The following is a 14,463-nucleotide window of genomic DNA, read 5'->3' as shown; positions in this document are numbered from 1 at the left end:
ACTTTTTAGCAAATTTGTAATAACTAGCCTGCTCTAGCTACAGCAAAATGAAATCTTTCCTGCCAACCTAATACCCAATTTTGTTATTCTTGAGTTAACTTTGTGATTGCATCTTCAAATTGAGCCAATTTTTCATTGGCTTTGGCCAAACTATCCGCTGACGTTCCCACATAAAACTTCAGTTTTGGTTCCGTCCCGGACGGCCGGATCGCGATCCAAGTCTCGTCATCCAAAATGTACTTCAGCACGTTGGAATTTGGCATCCCCAGTTCAACCGTCTGCCCGTGGCTGGTCTTCGTGTTGGTGCTAAAGTCTTCGGTTGTGACGACCGAGTAGCCGGCAAATTCTTTAATTCCCTCATCCCGGAATTTCTGCATCATCGCAATCATCTGCTGACGACCATCAATGCCCGGATACTGCTTAGAAATCGTCTTTTCCCGGAAGTAACCATAACGCTGGAAAAGTTCTTGGACACCATCATACAGGGTCATCGAACGACTCTTGTAGTAAGCGGCTACTTCAGCGAGCAGAACCAGCGATTGAATCGCATCCTTATCCCGGACAAATGGTTTCACTAGATAACCGTAGCTTTCTTCGAAGCCGAACATAAAGGTGTGATCATGTTGGGTCTCAAACTGGTGAATCAAGTTAGCGATCCACTTAAAGCCGGTCAAGACGTTCATCATTTGGACCCCGTATGAAGCAGCGATCTTCGCCGCAAATTCGGTGGAAACGATTGACTTGACAGCAACAGCATCAGCCGGCAGTGTGCCAGCCTGCTTGTGTGCTTCCAGGATATAATGAAGCATCACCGCTGCAATCTGGTTGCCCGTAAGCAACTGGTACTGCCCATCTGGCTGCCATACAGCACAGCCGAGCCGATCAGCGTCTGGGTCCGTCGCAATTAAAACGTCAGCATCAACCTGCTTGCCGAGCTTTTTAGCCCGGACAAAGGCCTCCGGGAATTCAGGATTAGGATGCTTCAAGCCTGGAAAATCACCATTAGGCTGCGCTTCTTCGCCCACGAGTTCGTAGTTAGTAAAGCCGGCCTGCCGCAGAGCCCGTTCGCCCAGCTTTTGCCCAGTGCCACAAAGAGGCGTAAAGACAAACTTCAGGTTCTTCCCGTACTCTTTTGCCAGATCACGGTTGATCGTCACCGTTTTAACCGCATCAAGATAGGCCTGATCAAGATCAGCCCCCATCAATTGTTCGAGGCCATCCTGCAGCAGCTGCTTTTCGTCAGCCAACGGAATCTCAAAGAGGTTGGTAATCTTGCGAATATATCCAGTAATTAAGTCTGATTCCTTTGGCGGCATCTGACCGCCATCCTCGCCATAGAGCTTGTAGCCGTTATACTCCTTCGGGTTGTGGCTCGCGGTAATCATAATCCCCGCATAAGCGTGCTGATGACGCACCGCAAAGGAAACCGTCGGGGTCGGCCGCAACTCGTCATAAACGTAGGTCTTAATGCCCTGAGCGCCTAAAACGCGTGCACAATTATGAGCAAACAGTTTCGAATTGTGACGTGAATCATACCCAATGACCACGCCCCGGGATTTGATTTCATCCCCCAGTGACAGCATCAAACTGGCCAACCCTGCCGTCGCCTGCCGAACGGTGTAGATATTCATGCGGTTGATTCCCGGCCCCATCAGGCCACGCATCCCCGCAGTCCCAAATGACAGCGGAGCATAAAAAGCATCCTCAATTTCTTTTTCGTCCCGCATCCTATCCAGTTCTTTTCGCAGGGCAGGATCCAATGATTGGTAATTTTTCCAGTTTTGGTATGTATCTTTCCAGCTCATAAGAGTATCTCCGTTTCTTCCGAATTATTCACTTCCCAGTATACCCCAACAAGCCCAACAATGAAACATTCTGGCGATTTAAAAAAATGGCCAGATCTTCCGACCCGCCCATTTTGAAGCTATTATTTCGACTATGATTCTTTATTTTTGCAGATAGTGGTATACCTCTTGACCCGCGATGGCGCCGTCACCAACCGCCGTCGCAATTTGCCGCAATGGCGTTTGCCGTACATCACCGATGGCATAAATTCCTGGTACTTTTGTGGCCATCTTTTGGTCTGTGATCACCCAGCCCTGGTCATCCAGGATGCCGAGAGACTCAAAGGGCTTTGTCATCGGCACGCTGCCAACGTAAATGAAAAGTCCATCAATTGGCATCGTTGACTTGTCCCCAGTCTCATTATTAACCAGGTGCACACCATTAACTTTCACATCGTCACCATCAATCGAGGTCACACTGTGGCTAAACAAGAACTTCAGCTTTGGATCTTTTTTTGCTCGATCCTGCAGCAATGGCTGGGCTCGCAAATGATCCTTACGAACAACCAGTGTGACACTGGCGGCCAACTGGGTCAGATACATTCCCTCTTCTACTGCTGAATCACCGCCACCGACGACGATCAGCTGTTTATCCTTGAAAAAGGCGCCATCACAAACCGCACAGTACGAAACTCCGCGACCACTAAATTCTTCTTCGCCAGGAACTCCCAGATGCCGTTGAGAAGCGCCCGTCGCAATGATCACTGCCCGGGCCCGGAACTGTTCATCCATGTCGGTGGTGACTGTTTTCCATTCACCGCCGTCCTCAATCGCGGTAACTCCGCCATAAGCGTAGTTCGCACCAAACTGGGTTGCCCCCTGGTACATCTTTTCGGCTAAGTCAGGGCCCTTGATCGAAGAAAAGCCCGTGTAGTTTTCAATCTCAGCCGTGTTGTTTAAGTTGCCGCCGTAAATCCCACGATCCAGCATTAAAACAGACAGGTTAGCTCGTGAAGCATATAGTGCCGCCGTCATCCCACCGGGGCCAGCACCAATAATGATTACGTCATAGTTAGTCTTTTTTTCTGCCATGATGAGTGCTCCTCCAAATAACTTTTGCCCTTATCATAGCAGATCAGGACAATTTGTCGAATAATATGCTTACTTTTTATAAGTACTATCTGAAAAATAAACGGGGTTTTGAAGTCCCCGTTTAATCATTTACTTTTTGGCTGGCCGCTTCGCCTGGTTGCGATCCTCGGCCTTTAATTGTTCGCCGAGGGTTTCAATGTATTGCCGTAGGTCGTCCTTGACCTGTGGGTGCTGCAAGCCATATTGAATGTTGGTCTTGATCCAGCCAAACTTGTTGCCAACATCGTAGCGTTCACCCTTGAATTCGTGGGCAAAGACCCGTTGCGTCTTATTCAGAGTATCGATCGCATCGGTCAGCTGAACTTCGTTTCCCTTGCCTGGCTTAGTCTTGGCTAAGACGTCAAAGATTTCAGGCGTGAAGATATAGCGCCCGATGATTGCCAAATCACTCGGCGCATCCTTCGGGGCCGGCTTTTCAACAAAGCTCGTCACATTGTAAAGCCCCGGGATTACTTCCTTGCTCGGATTGATGACCCCGTACTTAGCCGTATCTTCGTGAGGCACCCGCATAACAGCTAACGTAGAAGCTCCCGTCCGTTGGAAGCTCTCAATCAACTGTTTGGTTAGCGGTTCGCCCTTGCCGTCAATGTTGTTGAGGTCGTCCCCCAGCATAACGACAAATGGCTCGTCGCCGATAAAGTCACGAGCGGTCAGAACCGCATCCCCCAAACCACGAGGGTGAGACTGCCGAATAAAGTAGATGTTAATATCGGTCGTCTCTTGAACCAGCTTCAGCATAGCGTCCTTGTGCTTTGCCTGCAGGTTATCTTCCAGTTCAGGATTGGAATCAAAGTGGTCTTCGATTGAACGCTTGTTCTTGCCATCAACGACGACAATATCTTCGATTCCTGACTTGCGGGCTTCTTCGACAATAAATTGGATTGTCGGTTTGTCCACAATCGGGAGCATTTCCTTTGCCAACGCCTTCGTCGCCGGCAGGAAGCGAGTCCCCAAACCAGCAGCTGGAATAATTGCCTTACGAACTTTTCTCATTGTCAAAATCCTTTCATGCCACTCTCTCTGGTAGCCAACAAACTAAGTATACCACAAGCTATTCCAATTCAGTAGTTACCGAACGGTTCATTAATTCGGTAATAGCTTGTTCAACGTCCTCATCTTCATACAGGACGCGGTATAAAGCGTCGGTGATTGGCATCTTGACGTGGCGCTTTTCGGCTAATTCGTGAGCCGCTTTAACGGTGTAGACCCCTTCGATAACCATTCCCATGTGAGAGATGATATCATCTAAGCGCCGTCCTTGGCCGAGTTGGTAACCAGCCCGCCAGTTCCGGGAATTCTTGCTGGTGCAAGTCACGACCAGGTCACCGACACCGGATAGGCCGATAAAGGTGAATGGATTGGCCCCAAAAGCCACGCCCAGGCGGCGGATTTCTGCCAAGCCCCGGGTGATCAGAGCGGCCCGGGCATTATCCTTGTAACCCAGTCCAGTCAAACAACCAGCTCCGAGGGCAATGATGTTCTTCAGCGCCGCACCATATTCTGCACCGATAACGTCATCATTGGTGTAAACCCGGAAGTAGTTGTTGGAAAAGAGTTTTTGGACCTGTTCGGCTGCCCGCAAATCGGTGCAGGCCGCCGTGATTGCCGTCATATCTTGAATAGCAACGTCTTCAGCATGGCTTGGGCCAGACAAGACGACGATCTCCTGCCGGTTTTCTGGAGCAACACATTCCGCAATGATTTCGGATGGCCGGTTATAAGTGTTCTGCTCCAGCCCTTTGGTGGCATGAATGATCAGCGGCTTTTGGTTCAGCTTTTTCAGTAATTTGCCTAATTTTGTTGCTACCTGCCGGATTCCCTTAGTCGGGATCACAACTAAGACAAATTCGGCATCTTTGACGGCCTCTTCCATGTCATTAGTGACGTGAAGATCGGTGGAATACTTGAAGTCTTCCATGTACTTGGGATTGACGTGCCAACGATTAAAGGTCTCGACCTGTTCTGGATCCCGGGCCCACAGCCAGGTATCCTCCCCGTTGCCAGTTAACAAATTAGCTAAAATACTACCCCAGGAACCAGCACCAAGAACTGCAACTTTACTCATTTTTATCATTTTCTCCCTTCACAAGGTACCATGGCAGACGTTGTTGGCGTCGACGTACAATCAAGATCACTAAAGCAAACACAAAAAAGACGAGGGACAGCAACTGAGAAATACGCACCGGGCCGAGCATCAGGCTATCCGTCCGCATCCCCTCGATAAAAAAGCGTCCCGCAGAATACCACAAAACATAGGCTAAAAAGATTTCTCCCCGTTTAAAGAGGTGCCGACGGTGGCGAAGCAGCATCAAGCAGACAAAACCGGTCAAGTCCCATAACGATTCATAAAGAAAAGTTGGTACCCGGTAATGACCGCCGATTAGCATTTGATTGATCAGCCAATTCGGCAGGTGCTGACCGACTAACGCTACCCGTGTCGTAATTCTGCCAAAAGCCTCCTGGTTCATGAAATTGCCCCAGCGGCCAATCCCCTGAGCCATGATCACAGTCGGTGCCACAATATCCAGCATCTGCCAAACCGACAGATGATAGTGGCGGCAATAGAAGAATAGGACCAAAAAACCACCGATGATGGCCCCATAAATCGCGATGCCACCGTCCCAAATGGCGATAATCTCATCAGGATGGATTGCGTAATACGGCCACTGAAAAAAGACGTAGTATAGACGGGCACAAACAATGGCAATCGGGAGCGCCCAGAGCAAGTAATCATAAAAAACATCTTCGTCTAAGCCCTGCCGACGTCCTTCGCGCACCGCCAGCCACAACGCCAGAATGACGGCACAGCCGATAAAAATCCCGTACCAGTGGACCTGGATTGGCCCGAGGTGAAAGGCAATCGGGTTCAGTGCACCCACAACTAAAGTCTTAGTCATGTTTGCGACTATCCTTTGCTGAGTTTTCTTTAATCAGGTGGTTGAGGTTATCATCAAAGGTCTTCGTCGCGTCATAACCCATCGATTCAGCCCGGAAGTTCATCGCGGCTGATTCAATGATGATCGCCAAGTTTCGTCCGGTCTTAACCGGAATGGAAACCTGGGGAACCCGCACCCCGCGAATCTCACGAGTATCACCACGATCACCCAGCCGATCAAATTGAACATCTGGTGTCCAAGTTTCCAGATGGACAATAAAGTCAATATTGTCTGATGGCATCACGGCTGCCGTCCCGTAAAGGGTCATAACGTTGATGATTCCGATACCCCGAATTTCCATCAAATGGTTAAGAATCTTCGGAGCCTGACCAACCAGAGTTTGCTCGTCAAAGGCATAGACTTCAACCCGGTCGTCAGCAACCAGCCGGTGACCCCGCCGGACCAGTTCCAGAGCAGTTTCACTCTTCCCAACACCAGAATCACCAGTAATCAGGACCCCGACCCCGTTAATATCCACCAGAACACCGTGAATCGATTCACGATCCGCCAACTGTCGGGTCAAAAACGAGGTCATGTATGAGATCGCCTTTGATGAAGTGTGGGGGCTCCCCAGGACCGGGATGTGGTGTTCTTTGGCTGCCCGGAGGAGTTCCTTTGGGGCCGGCAGGTTAGTACTGATCACAAAGCACGGCGTTTGGGGCGTACACATCTTGCTCATGTACTCGGTCCGCTGTTCCTCCGTTAAATCCTTCGCAAACGAAGTCTCAGTAATCCCGAGCATTTGAATCCGTTCTTGCGGATAGTGGGTAAAGTAGCCCGCTAATTCCAGAGCCGGTCGGGAAATTTCCGGCGTCAAAATTGGCCGTTGCAGGTACTCCGCACCCTGCAAAACCTTTAACCGCACGTTTTTTACAAGTGTTTCTACACTAACACTGTCTACCAAAAAAGTTCACTCCCTTAAAGTGACAGCCAATTAAGACCGCTGTCCCTTATTAATGTCATGTTCTTCAACATCGTGCAATTCCTTGCGTTGGGATTGTTGTGCTTCATCATTCTTGCCCTGTCGAAGTAAGTTAGCCAAAACCCCTGTGATGCTCGTATCGTTAGCATCAGGCGGCATCAGCAAGGCACTGATAAAGTACAAAATGGTACACGGGACGATTCCCGTAATGAGCATGATGATGAGAAAGAGGACCCGCAAAAGATTGGCTTTGACCCCGAAATAAGCTGCCAAACCGCCAAAAACACCAGCGACATAACGATCAGTCGCTGACCGAGTCAGTTTTTCCCGATCTTCTCGTCGACGCATGCGCTCTCACCCCTCTCTTGACCTAATCTTACTTGTTTTCAGACCAGACTGCAATTCCTCTTATTGAGGATTTTTTTTGCTCAATTTCCACTGCAAATAAGCATTGATGAAGGGATCAAGATCCCCGTCCATCACTGCATCAACATTGTGGGTCTCATAACCACTGCGGTTATCCTTGACCAGGGTGTAAGGGCAGAAAACGTAAGAACGGATCTGTGAGCCCCAGCCAATGTCGAGCTGCTGTCCCTCGATCTGGGCCCGTTTTTCCGCCTTTTTCTGTTCTTCCAGTTCATACAGTTTGGATTTCAGCATATTCATCGCCGTCTGCCGGTTTTGCAGCTGAGAACGTTCCGCCTGGGATGAAACGACGATTCCCGTCGGCAGGTGGGTAATCCGAACGGCCGAACTGGTCTTGTTGACGTGTTGGCCCCCGGCTCCACTCGAACGGAAAACGTCCACCCGCAAGTCGTCAGGATTAATGTCGACCTTAATCGTTTCGTCCAGTTCTGGCATGACATCGACCGAGGCAAACGAGGTGTGGCGGCGGCCAGCGGCGTCAAACGGGGAAATCCGCACTAGCCGGTGAACCCCCTTCTCTGAATGGAGGTAGCCATACGCGTTGTGGCCGTTAATCAAAAGGGTCACGGACTTCACACCGGCCGTTTCCCCTGCTTCATAAGAAGCCACTTCCGTCTTGAAGCCGTGGGAATCAGCCCAGCGGGTGTACATTCGCATCAGCATCTGACCCCAATCCTGAGCTTCCGTTCCCCCAGCCCCGGGGTGAATTTCAACAATAGCATTTTTGCTGTCGTACTTGCCGTCCAACAATTGATTAAGCCGGTAATCCTGCAGCTGCTTTTTCGTCGCCGCAAACTGCTTTTCAAAGTCAGCCGCTATGTCCGGGTCTGGTTCGGCACTCAGCAATTCCACCGCCGTAGTAAGGTCGCCAACCGCTTCTTTTAAATGAACATAGTTGTCGCGCTTGTCTTTGAGCTGGTTATTAGCGTCGATTAATTTCTGGGCTTTGACGTTGTCATTCCAGAAATTCGGCTCCGCCATCTTCTGTTCATTTTCGGCTATCTGTTCATCGAGGGCATCGAGGTCAAAGAGACCTCCCGAAGCGTGCGATCTCGTTACGCATTGCTTCTACTTGTTTGCTTGCTTCACTTAATTCCATAATCGCTCCTATCCACAAAAAGGACGGACCAAAAAGCATTCTGGTGCCGTCCCTTGTATATTAACGTGCAACGTTTTGCCGAATCTCTGACTTCATAAAGAGACGGGTCGATTCATATTCAATATCAGCGACCATTTCCTCAAACATATGATAACCGGCTGTTTGGTATTCAACCAACGGGTTCAACTGTCCGTATCCCCGGAGGCCAACCGATTGCCGGAACTGATCCATCATGTCAATGTGGTCGGTCCAATGAGAGTCGACAACCCGTAAAATAACAACCTTTTCGAATTCCAACATCTGTGATGAATCATAGAGTTGCTTTTGCTTCTGCTTGTAAACCCCGTTTGCCAGCCCCATCAAGTAGTCGACAATCTCCTGCTTCGACTTGCCTTCAAGGTCTTTGACACTGATTTCATCAGGTTTGACGAGGACTTCGATCGCAAAATCAACGATTTCCTGTAGCTTCCATTCCTTCTGGTCACCGAGGGTGTGCTGATCAACTTCCCGTTCAATCGTCCGCTTAACCATCGGCATCAAAACCCACTTCAGCGACTTCTGTTCGGTGATAACCTGCTGCCGTTCTTTGTAGATGATTTCACGTTGTTCCCGCATCACATCATCGTACTGCAAAACGTTCTTCCGCGAGTCATAGTTGTTACCTTCAACCCGCTTCTGGGCGGATTCCACCTGGTGAGTCAGGAAACGAGACTTAATGACCGCGTCTTCGTCCTTGACGTTCATCCGGCTCAAGAAGTCCTTGATCCGATCACCACCAAAACGCCGCATCAGATCATCTTCAAGTGACAGGTAAAACTGGGACAAGCCTGGGTCCCCTTGCCGACCCGACCGGCCCCGCAGCTGGTTATCGATCCGCCGCGATTCGTGCCGTTCGGTCCCGATCACCGCCAGACCACCAAGTTCTTTGACCCCAGGTCCCAACTTGATGTCAGTCCCCCGCCCAGCCATGTTAGTCGCGATGGTCACGGCACCAACCTGACCGGCGTTCTTAATAATATCGGCTTCCTTGGCGTGGTTCTTAGCATTCAGGACGACATGCGGAATGTTTTTCTTATCCAACATCTTCGACAGCAGTTCTGACGTCTCAACAGCCACCGTCCCGACCAGCACCGGCTGGCCCTTCTTGTGGAGCTTTTCGATCCGCTTTACAACCGCTCGGAACTTGCTATCAAGAGTTGGGTAGAGTAAGTCAGGTTCATCATCCCGGATTACTGGTTTGTTCGTCGGGATGGTAATCGTCTGCATGTTGTAAATTTCCCGGAATTCTTCCTGTTCCGTCTTTGCCGTCCCAGTCATCCCGGCCAGCTTGTTGTACATCCGGAAGAGGTTTTGGTAGGTGATGTCCGCCATCGTTTTGTTTTCTTCCTGAATTTCAACGTGTTCCTTGGCTTCGATTGCTTGGTGGAGGCCATCAGAAAAGCGCCGGCCCTTCATAATCCGACCCGTAAAGGAATCGACGATCATTACTTCCCCGTCGGTCACCACGTAGTCTTTGTCCCGGATCATGATGTAGTTAGCTCGCAAGGCTTGGTCCAGGTGGTGAGTTAAGGCCGTGTTCTGAGGATCATAGAGGTTATCGAGGTTAAAGTACTGTTCCGCCTTCTTGATTCCCGCATCAGTCAGCGCCACTGTCTTGGATTCCAGATCGATCTTGTAGTCCAGATCCTTCTTCAGCTTTTTAACAAAACGGTCCGTCTGCTGGTAAAGCTTAGATGTGCCCGTGCCAGGTCCCGAAATGATCAACGGTGTCCGGGCTTCGTCGATCAAAATCGAGTCCACTTCGTCAACGATGGCGTAGTTTAAGCCCCGTTGCACCTGGTCTTCTTTGTAAACGGCCATGTTGTCACGAAGGTAGTCGAAACCAATTTCCCCGTTGGTGGAGTACATGATATCAGCCGCATAGGCCTTCCGCTTCTCATCAGGCGACTTTTCGGCCCCGTTGACCCCGACTGAGCAGCCTAGCCAATTGTAAAGTTGGCCCATCTGGGTCGCATCCCGCTGAGAAAGGTATTCGTTAACGGTGATAACGTGAACTCCCTTCCCGGTTAAGGCATTGAGATAAACCGGCATGGTCGCGGTTAAAGTCTTCCCTTCACCGGTTTTCATCTCCGCAATGTTCCCTTCGTGCAGCACAATGCCCCCCATGACTTGAACATGGAATGGGTAGAGACCGAGTACCCGCTTGGCACCTTCCCGCGCCACAGCAAAGGCTTCGGGCAAGAGATCATCCAGATTTTCGCCCTTCTTGATGCGCTCACGGAATTCTGGTGTCTTGGCCTTCAATTCGTCATCGGTCAGCTGACCCATCTCTTTAGCATAGGAGTCAACCTTATTCGCGATTTTGTTAATGCGCCGCAATTCATGACGGTCGCTTTCAATCCATTTTCTAAGTACGTTTGCCATCTAAACGTCCTTCCCTATATCTTAATAATCGCAATGACTACTAATGATCATTGCATTTTGAACTGATATTACAAAATACATTTTATTTTACCATGTTGAGCAGCTATTGAGAACTAATCTGCTGGAGAGGCTCATTTTTATTCCTAAGTGGTCGGTCATGTTCGCGTAAAAGAAAAGCACCCGGATATCCGGATGCTCGTTAAGGTCAAGCTTCGTTAGTCAATTTCAATTAAGCCGTAACGGCCATCCTTCCGCCGGTAAACAACACTGGTACCGTCAGTATCAGCATCCTGGAAGATAAAGAAATCGTGACCCAGCATGTCCATTTGCAGAACAGCTTCTTCAGAATCCATTGGCTTCAAGGAGATTTGCTTAGTCCGTACGATCTTCAAATCATCCTCAGATGATGCATCATCATCACCATTATCAACGAATTCTGGTGATTGCATCCCCGTTTCACGTGATTTCCGGTTAACCTTGGTCTTGTACTTGCGAATTTGGCGTTCCAATTTGTCGGTAACCAGGTCGATACTACCATACATGTCGTTGGAAGTCTCTTCGGCCCGTAAAGTCAAAAACGGCAGTGGAATCGTAACTTCCACCTTGTATGAGCGGTTCGGGTAAACCTTCAAGTTAACATGGGCAATTGCCTGCACATTGTCCTCAAAGAATTTTTCCAGCTTGCTGATCCGCTTGATGACGTAATTACGGATAGCCTCAGTTACTTCGACGTTTTCTCCACGAATATTGAATGTCAACATTGTACTCTCTCCTTTCAGTCCAAGCCAATCCAGCTTGATCTGATATCAGAAGGACCACTCTTCTCATATCTCACTTTTATTATAGAGTAGTTAGGAAGCAGAAACAATGAATTCGGAACCGATTTCAAGAAACTTTAACCGGCTAGACTCAGTCCCAGGACTTCGCGAGCACCAGCAGCCCGTAGCAAGGCCGCGGCATGATAAATCGTCCGGCCAGTAGTGTAAACATCGTCGACAACCAAAACGCGTTTAGCGGCTAAACTTGAAGTAGTTGAAGCTAATTGAAAAGGCTGGGAAGTAGCAAGTCGTTCTTGGCGATTCTTAGTCGATTGGGCCTGTTTTCCCCGGGAAATAGTCACTAGCAACGGAGAAAGCCGGCAGTTCAACAAACCAGTGACCTGGTTAAACCCCCGCGTCGCCATAGTGGTCGCCGTCACCGGAACCGGCACGATACAATCAGCTCCCAACTGAAGGGCGGCCGCCGTCAATTCACCACAAAACACACGACGCAGCAAGTAGTCGCCGTCAAATTTATAACGGTGCATCCATTCCTTCATTGCGTCGTCATAACAATAAAGGCAACGGTGGGTGAGTCCCCAACCGAGCCGTTTTCGCCAAGCGGCACAATCAGCACAATATTCTTTGCCCCCTTCCAAGTGCCGCCCACAACCTGGACAAAATGGGGGCTGGTAGTGATGAAAGCCTTGCTGGCACGTCTTGCAGATAACTGGTTCGCTAATCGGCCCCCAGCGAAGCCATTGGCTAAGCCGCGGCTGCCAGTGTAACTGGTGATTACACAATAGACACTTCATGACGTAGCTTTTGTCCCTTTCTGTTCATCAAAGCGATCTGCCGCTTTGCCGCCAGAACTGTCCGGCTGATACTATCTACCCAAAAGATGACTTTGCCGGTAGGACGCTTTTTCGAACGGCCAACCCGTCCCGCAATCTGAACCAAAGCAGAAGCGGAAAACACCGGGTCGTCAGCTCCTAAGACTCCTAAATCAATCCCGGGAAAAGTGACTCCCCGTTCCATAATCGTGGTAGTGATCAGTGCCTGTACCTTACCTTCACGCATCGCACTGACCTTCTCCAAACGTTTGGGATCGGCAGCATAAACCGTCAAAGTTGATAAAGTCGGCCAGTGTTTGCCTAAAGCAACCTGGACGGGACGTAGATCAGCAACGTGGGGAACAAAGAATAAGAAACGCTGGCCACTGGCTTGCCAATCCTGGACCTGTCGTGCCACCGTCCCGGGCAAACGCCCTTTTCCCAACCTTTCTCGCCAGCCGATCGTTAATTTGGTCCGAATTTGGGGCAAAAGGCAACCGTGGTAACGCAGTGGTAAATACGATACCGCCAATTCGTGATGCCGAACACGTTGCATAAGAGCTGGACCGGGAGTAGCCGTCATCAATAGCAAACCGCCGCTAGGCTTAATTGCCTGGCGGGTCGCAAAAATCAAGGCTTCGTTACTGGCGTAAGGAAAAGCATCCACTTCGTCCACGATCAAATTGTCAAAAGCGTGGTAAAAGCGCAATAATTGGTGGGTCGTACAGATAGTCAACTGCCGATAAGCATACGGTGCAGGGTTGCGACCGTGCAAAAGCGCAATCGGGATGTTAGCAAAGGCTTTTTGAAAACGCGGAAAGAGTTCCAAACAGACGTCCACCCGCGGCGAAGCGACGCCCACCCGTTCACCGCGCTGTAAGGCCGCCGCGATCCCGGCAAAAATCATCTCCGTTTTGCCAGCGCCCGTAACCGCCCAGAGTAAACGATGCTCGTGAGCCCGCATTCCCCGTGCTACTTCGGCCGAAATGCGGGCCTGGAGCGCTGACAACTGCCCCTGCCAGGTCAAGACCGGTACTACCGGTTGAAATTGATTTGGTTCCGGAAGATGGTAAAATTGGTCTAAAGTCGAAACACGGCCTAATTGGAGGCAGTGGCGACAATAAAATTGCTGATGAGGCAGGGCAGCCACCCTGCGCTCGCTTAACTGATTGCAACGCAGGCAGCGAACGTAATGCCGGCCCACTTCCATTGTCGGCAATCGTTGCACGCCTGCCAATTCTTCATGATGGGCAGCGTTAATGAGGACCCGGCGCCCATAAAAATCACTAGCTTTCATCAAATCCCTCCTCATTAAATAACTACGTCAACAAAGAAGGAACAACCAGAATGTTTTTAACAATTGCTCACAACGCTGCATACACGGCAATCATCAAAAAATCACGTTTTATCGGTCAGGTCTTTCGCGTCAATAGTGAAGAGGCGGCCCAGCAAATAATTGAAGAAGTTCGTAGCGCCAATCGCAAAGCCAACCACCATTGCTTCGCCTATCTGATCGGTGACCAGGATAATATCCAACGCGAGAGCGATAACGGCGAACCGAGCGGAACGGCTGGGGTGCCAATACTGCGATCATTGCAGATGATGAAGGTCCACAACGTCCTCGCCATCGTCACCAGATACTTTGGTGGGATCAAGCTCGGCGCGGGTGGCCTCATTCGAGCATACAGCAACACCACAACCAACGCTCTCGAAGCAGCCGGGCTGGTCCAGCGAATCAAACAAGCTACGATCATTATCACCGTTCCTTACGCTCAACACGATGCGGTAGCCTATTATCTTCAGGAACATCAGATTGCTCTCGCCCACGAAGATTATGGAGTGGCGGTGCAAATGACTTGCTACGTCGACAGCGAGGCCTATGACCAACTCACAAGCGATCTCACCAATCGCTTTGCCAATCAATTAAAATTCAAAAAAGGGGCGCCTCGTTTTCACGAGGTCCCCTATTCTAAATAAACATGGCAAATTAATAGGGTCTCTGTCAATTGGTGTTGGTGGAGACGTATAATCATCCTCAAAATTTGAGGGTGATTTTTTTAAAGCAAACAATCAATACGCTTGAAAAAGTTGGTTAAATTTCGAAAACCATAACAATGGCGTTTTAAATC

Annotated in this window: 13 protein-coding genes; 1 reads left to right on the top strand and 12 read right to left on the bottom strand. The window is 49.7% G+C overall.

Going from position 1 to position 14,463, the window contains the following annotated elements; translation table 11 throughout:
* Nucleotides 1-83: 83 nt before the first annotated feature.
* From QOR82_RS05660 to QOR82_RS05605, 12 genes are all read right to left on the bottom strand, one after another.
* Nucleotides 84-1,805 carry a phospho-sugar mutase gene (locus QOR82_RS05660; RefSeq protein WP_283583805.1) on the bottom strand — a complete coding sequence of 574 codons (1,722 nt, stop codon included), beginning with the start codon at nucleotides 1,803-1,805 and terminating at the stop codon, nucleotides 84-86.
* A 141-nt stretch (nucleotides 1,806-1,946) separates the two neighbouring features.
* Nucleotides 1,947-2,876 carry a thioredoxin-disulfide reductase gene (trxB, locus tag QOR82_RS05655; RefSeq protein ID WP_283583804.1) on the bottom strand — a complete coding sequence of 310 codons (930 nt, stop codon included), beginning with the start codon at nucleotides 2,874-2,876 and terminating at the stop codon, nucleotides 1,947-1,949.
* Between the two features lie 129 nt (nucleotides 2,877-3,005).
* The gene (galU, locus tag QOR82_RS05650) at nucleotides 3,006-3,929 is read right to left on the bottom strand and encodes a UTP--glucose-1-phosphate uridylyltransferase GalU (protein WP_283583803.1); all 924 of its coding nucleotides are present in this window, start codon (nucleotides 3,927-3,929) and stop codon (nucleotides 3,006-3,008) included.
* Nucleotides 3,930-3,987: 58 nt separating this feature from the next.
* Nucleotides 3,988-5,001, bottom strand: a complete 1,014-nt coding sequence (locus QOR82_RS05645) for an NAD(P)H-dependent glycerol-3-phosphate dehydrogenase (RefSeq protein ID WP_283583802.1) — start codon at nucleotides 4,999-5,001, stop codon at nucleotides 3,988-3,990.
* Nucleotides 4,994-5,833, bottom strand: coding sequence for a prolipoprotein diacylglyceryl transferase (lgt, locus tag QOR82_RS05640; RefSeq protein ID WP_283583801.1), 840 nt, complete (start codon nucleotides 5,831-5,833; stop codon nucleotides 4,994-4,996). Before lgt ends, QOR82_RS05645 begins: the two co-directional genes overlap by 8 nt.
* Nucleotides 5,826-6,776, bottom strand: coding sequence for an HPr(Ser) kinase/phosphatase (gene hprK / locus QOR82_RS05635; protein ID WP_283583800.1), 951 nt, complete (start codon nucleotides 6,774-6,776; stop codon nucleotides 5,826-5,828). Before hprK ends, lgt begins: the two co-directional genes overlap by 8 nt.
* Nucleotides 6,777-6,806: 30 nt before the next feature.
* Nucleotides 6,807-7,142, bottom strand: a complete 336-nt coding sequence (locus tag QOR82_RS05630) for a PspC domain-containing protein (protein WP_283583799.1) — start codon at nucleotides 7,140-7,142, stop codon at nucleotides 6,807-6,809.
* Between the two features lie 60 nt (nucleotides 7,143-7,202).
* Nucleotides 7,203-8,319 (bottom strand): peptide chain release factor 2 gene (gene prfB, locus QOR82_RS05625; RefSeq protein ID WP_408612928.1). Its coding sequence is split into 2 segments (ribosomal slippage): nucleotides 7,203-8,246 and nucleotides 8,248-8,319, totalling 1,116 coding nucleotides; the frame shifts between segments, so codons are not numbered across the junction.
* Nucleotides 8,320-8,379: 60 nt separating this feature from the next.
* Nucleotides 8,380-10,743, bottom strand: coding sequence for a preprotein translocase subunit SecA (gene secA / locus QOR82_RS05620; protein WP_283583797.1), 2,364 nt, complete (start codon nucleotides 10,741-10,743; stop codon nucleotides 8,380-8,382).
* Nucleotides 10,744-10,958: 215 nt separating this feature from the next.
* Entirely contained in the window at nucleotides 10,959-11,504 is a 546-nt protein-coding gene (hpf, locus tag QOR82_RS05615) for a ribosome hibernation-promoting factor, HPF/YfiA family (RefSeq protein WP_283583796.1), read from the bottom strand.
* Between the two features lie 134 nt (nucleotides 11,505-11,638).
* Entirely contained in the window at nucleotides 11,639-12,316 is a 678-nt protein-coding gene (locus QOR82_RS05610) for a ComF family protein (protein WP_283583795.1), read from the bottom strand.
* Nucleotides 12,297-13,631: a DEAD/DEAH box helicase gene (locus QOR82_RS05605; protein WP_283583794.1), complete on the bottom strand. Its 1,335-nt coding sequence runs from the start codon at nucleotides 13,629-13,631 to the stop codon at nucleotides 12,297-12,299. The genes QOR82_RS05610 and QOR82_RS05605 overlap by 20 nt, the downstream gene beginning before the upstream one ends.
* Before the next feature lie 50 nt (nucleotides 13,632-13,681).
* Here QOR82_RS05605 and QOR82_RS05600 point away from each other — a divergent pair, with 50 nt between their 5' ends.
* A complete protein-coding gene (locus QOR82_RS05600) occupies nucleotides 13,682-14,311 on the top strand; it encodes an IMPACT family protein (protein WP_283583793.1) in 630 nt (209 codons plus the stop codon).
* Nucleotides 14,312-14,463: the final 152 nt, after the last annotated feature.

This window comes from Limosilactobacillus difficilis, assembly GCF_947387495.1.
Lineage (GTDB): Bacteria > Bacillota > Bacilli > Lactobacillales > Lactobacillaceae > Limosilactobacillus > Limosilactobacillus difficilis.
Note: the sequence above shows the minus strand (reverse complement) of the source record. Positions and strands in the feature narration are given on the sequence as shown.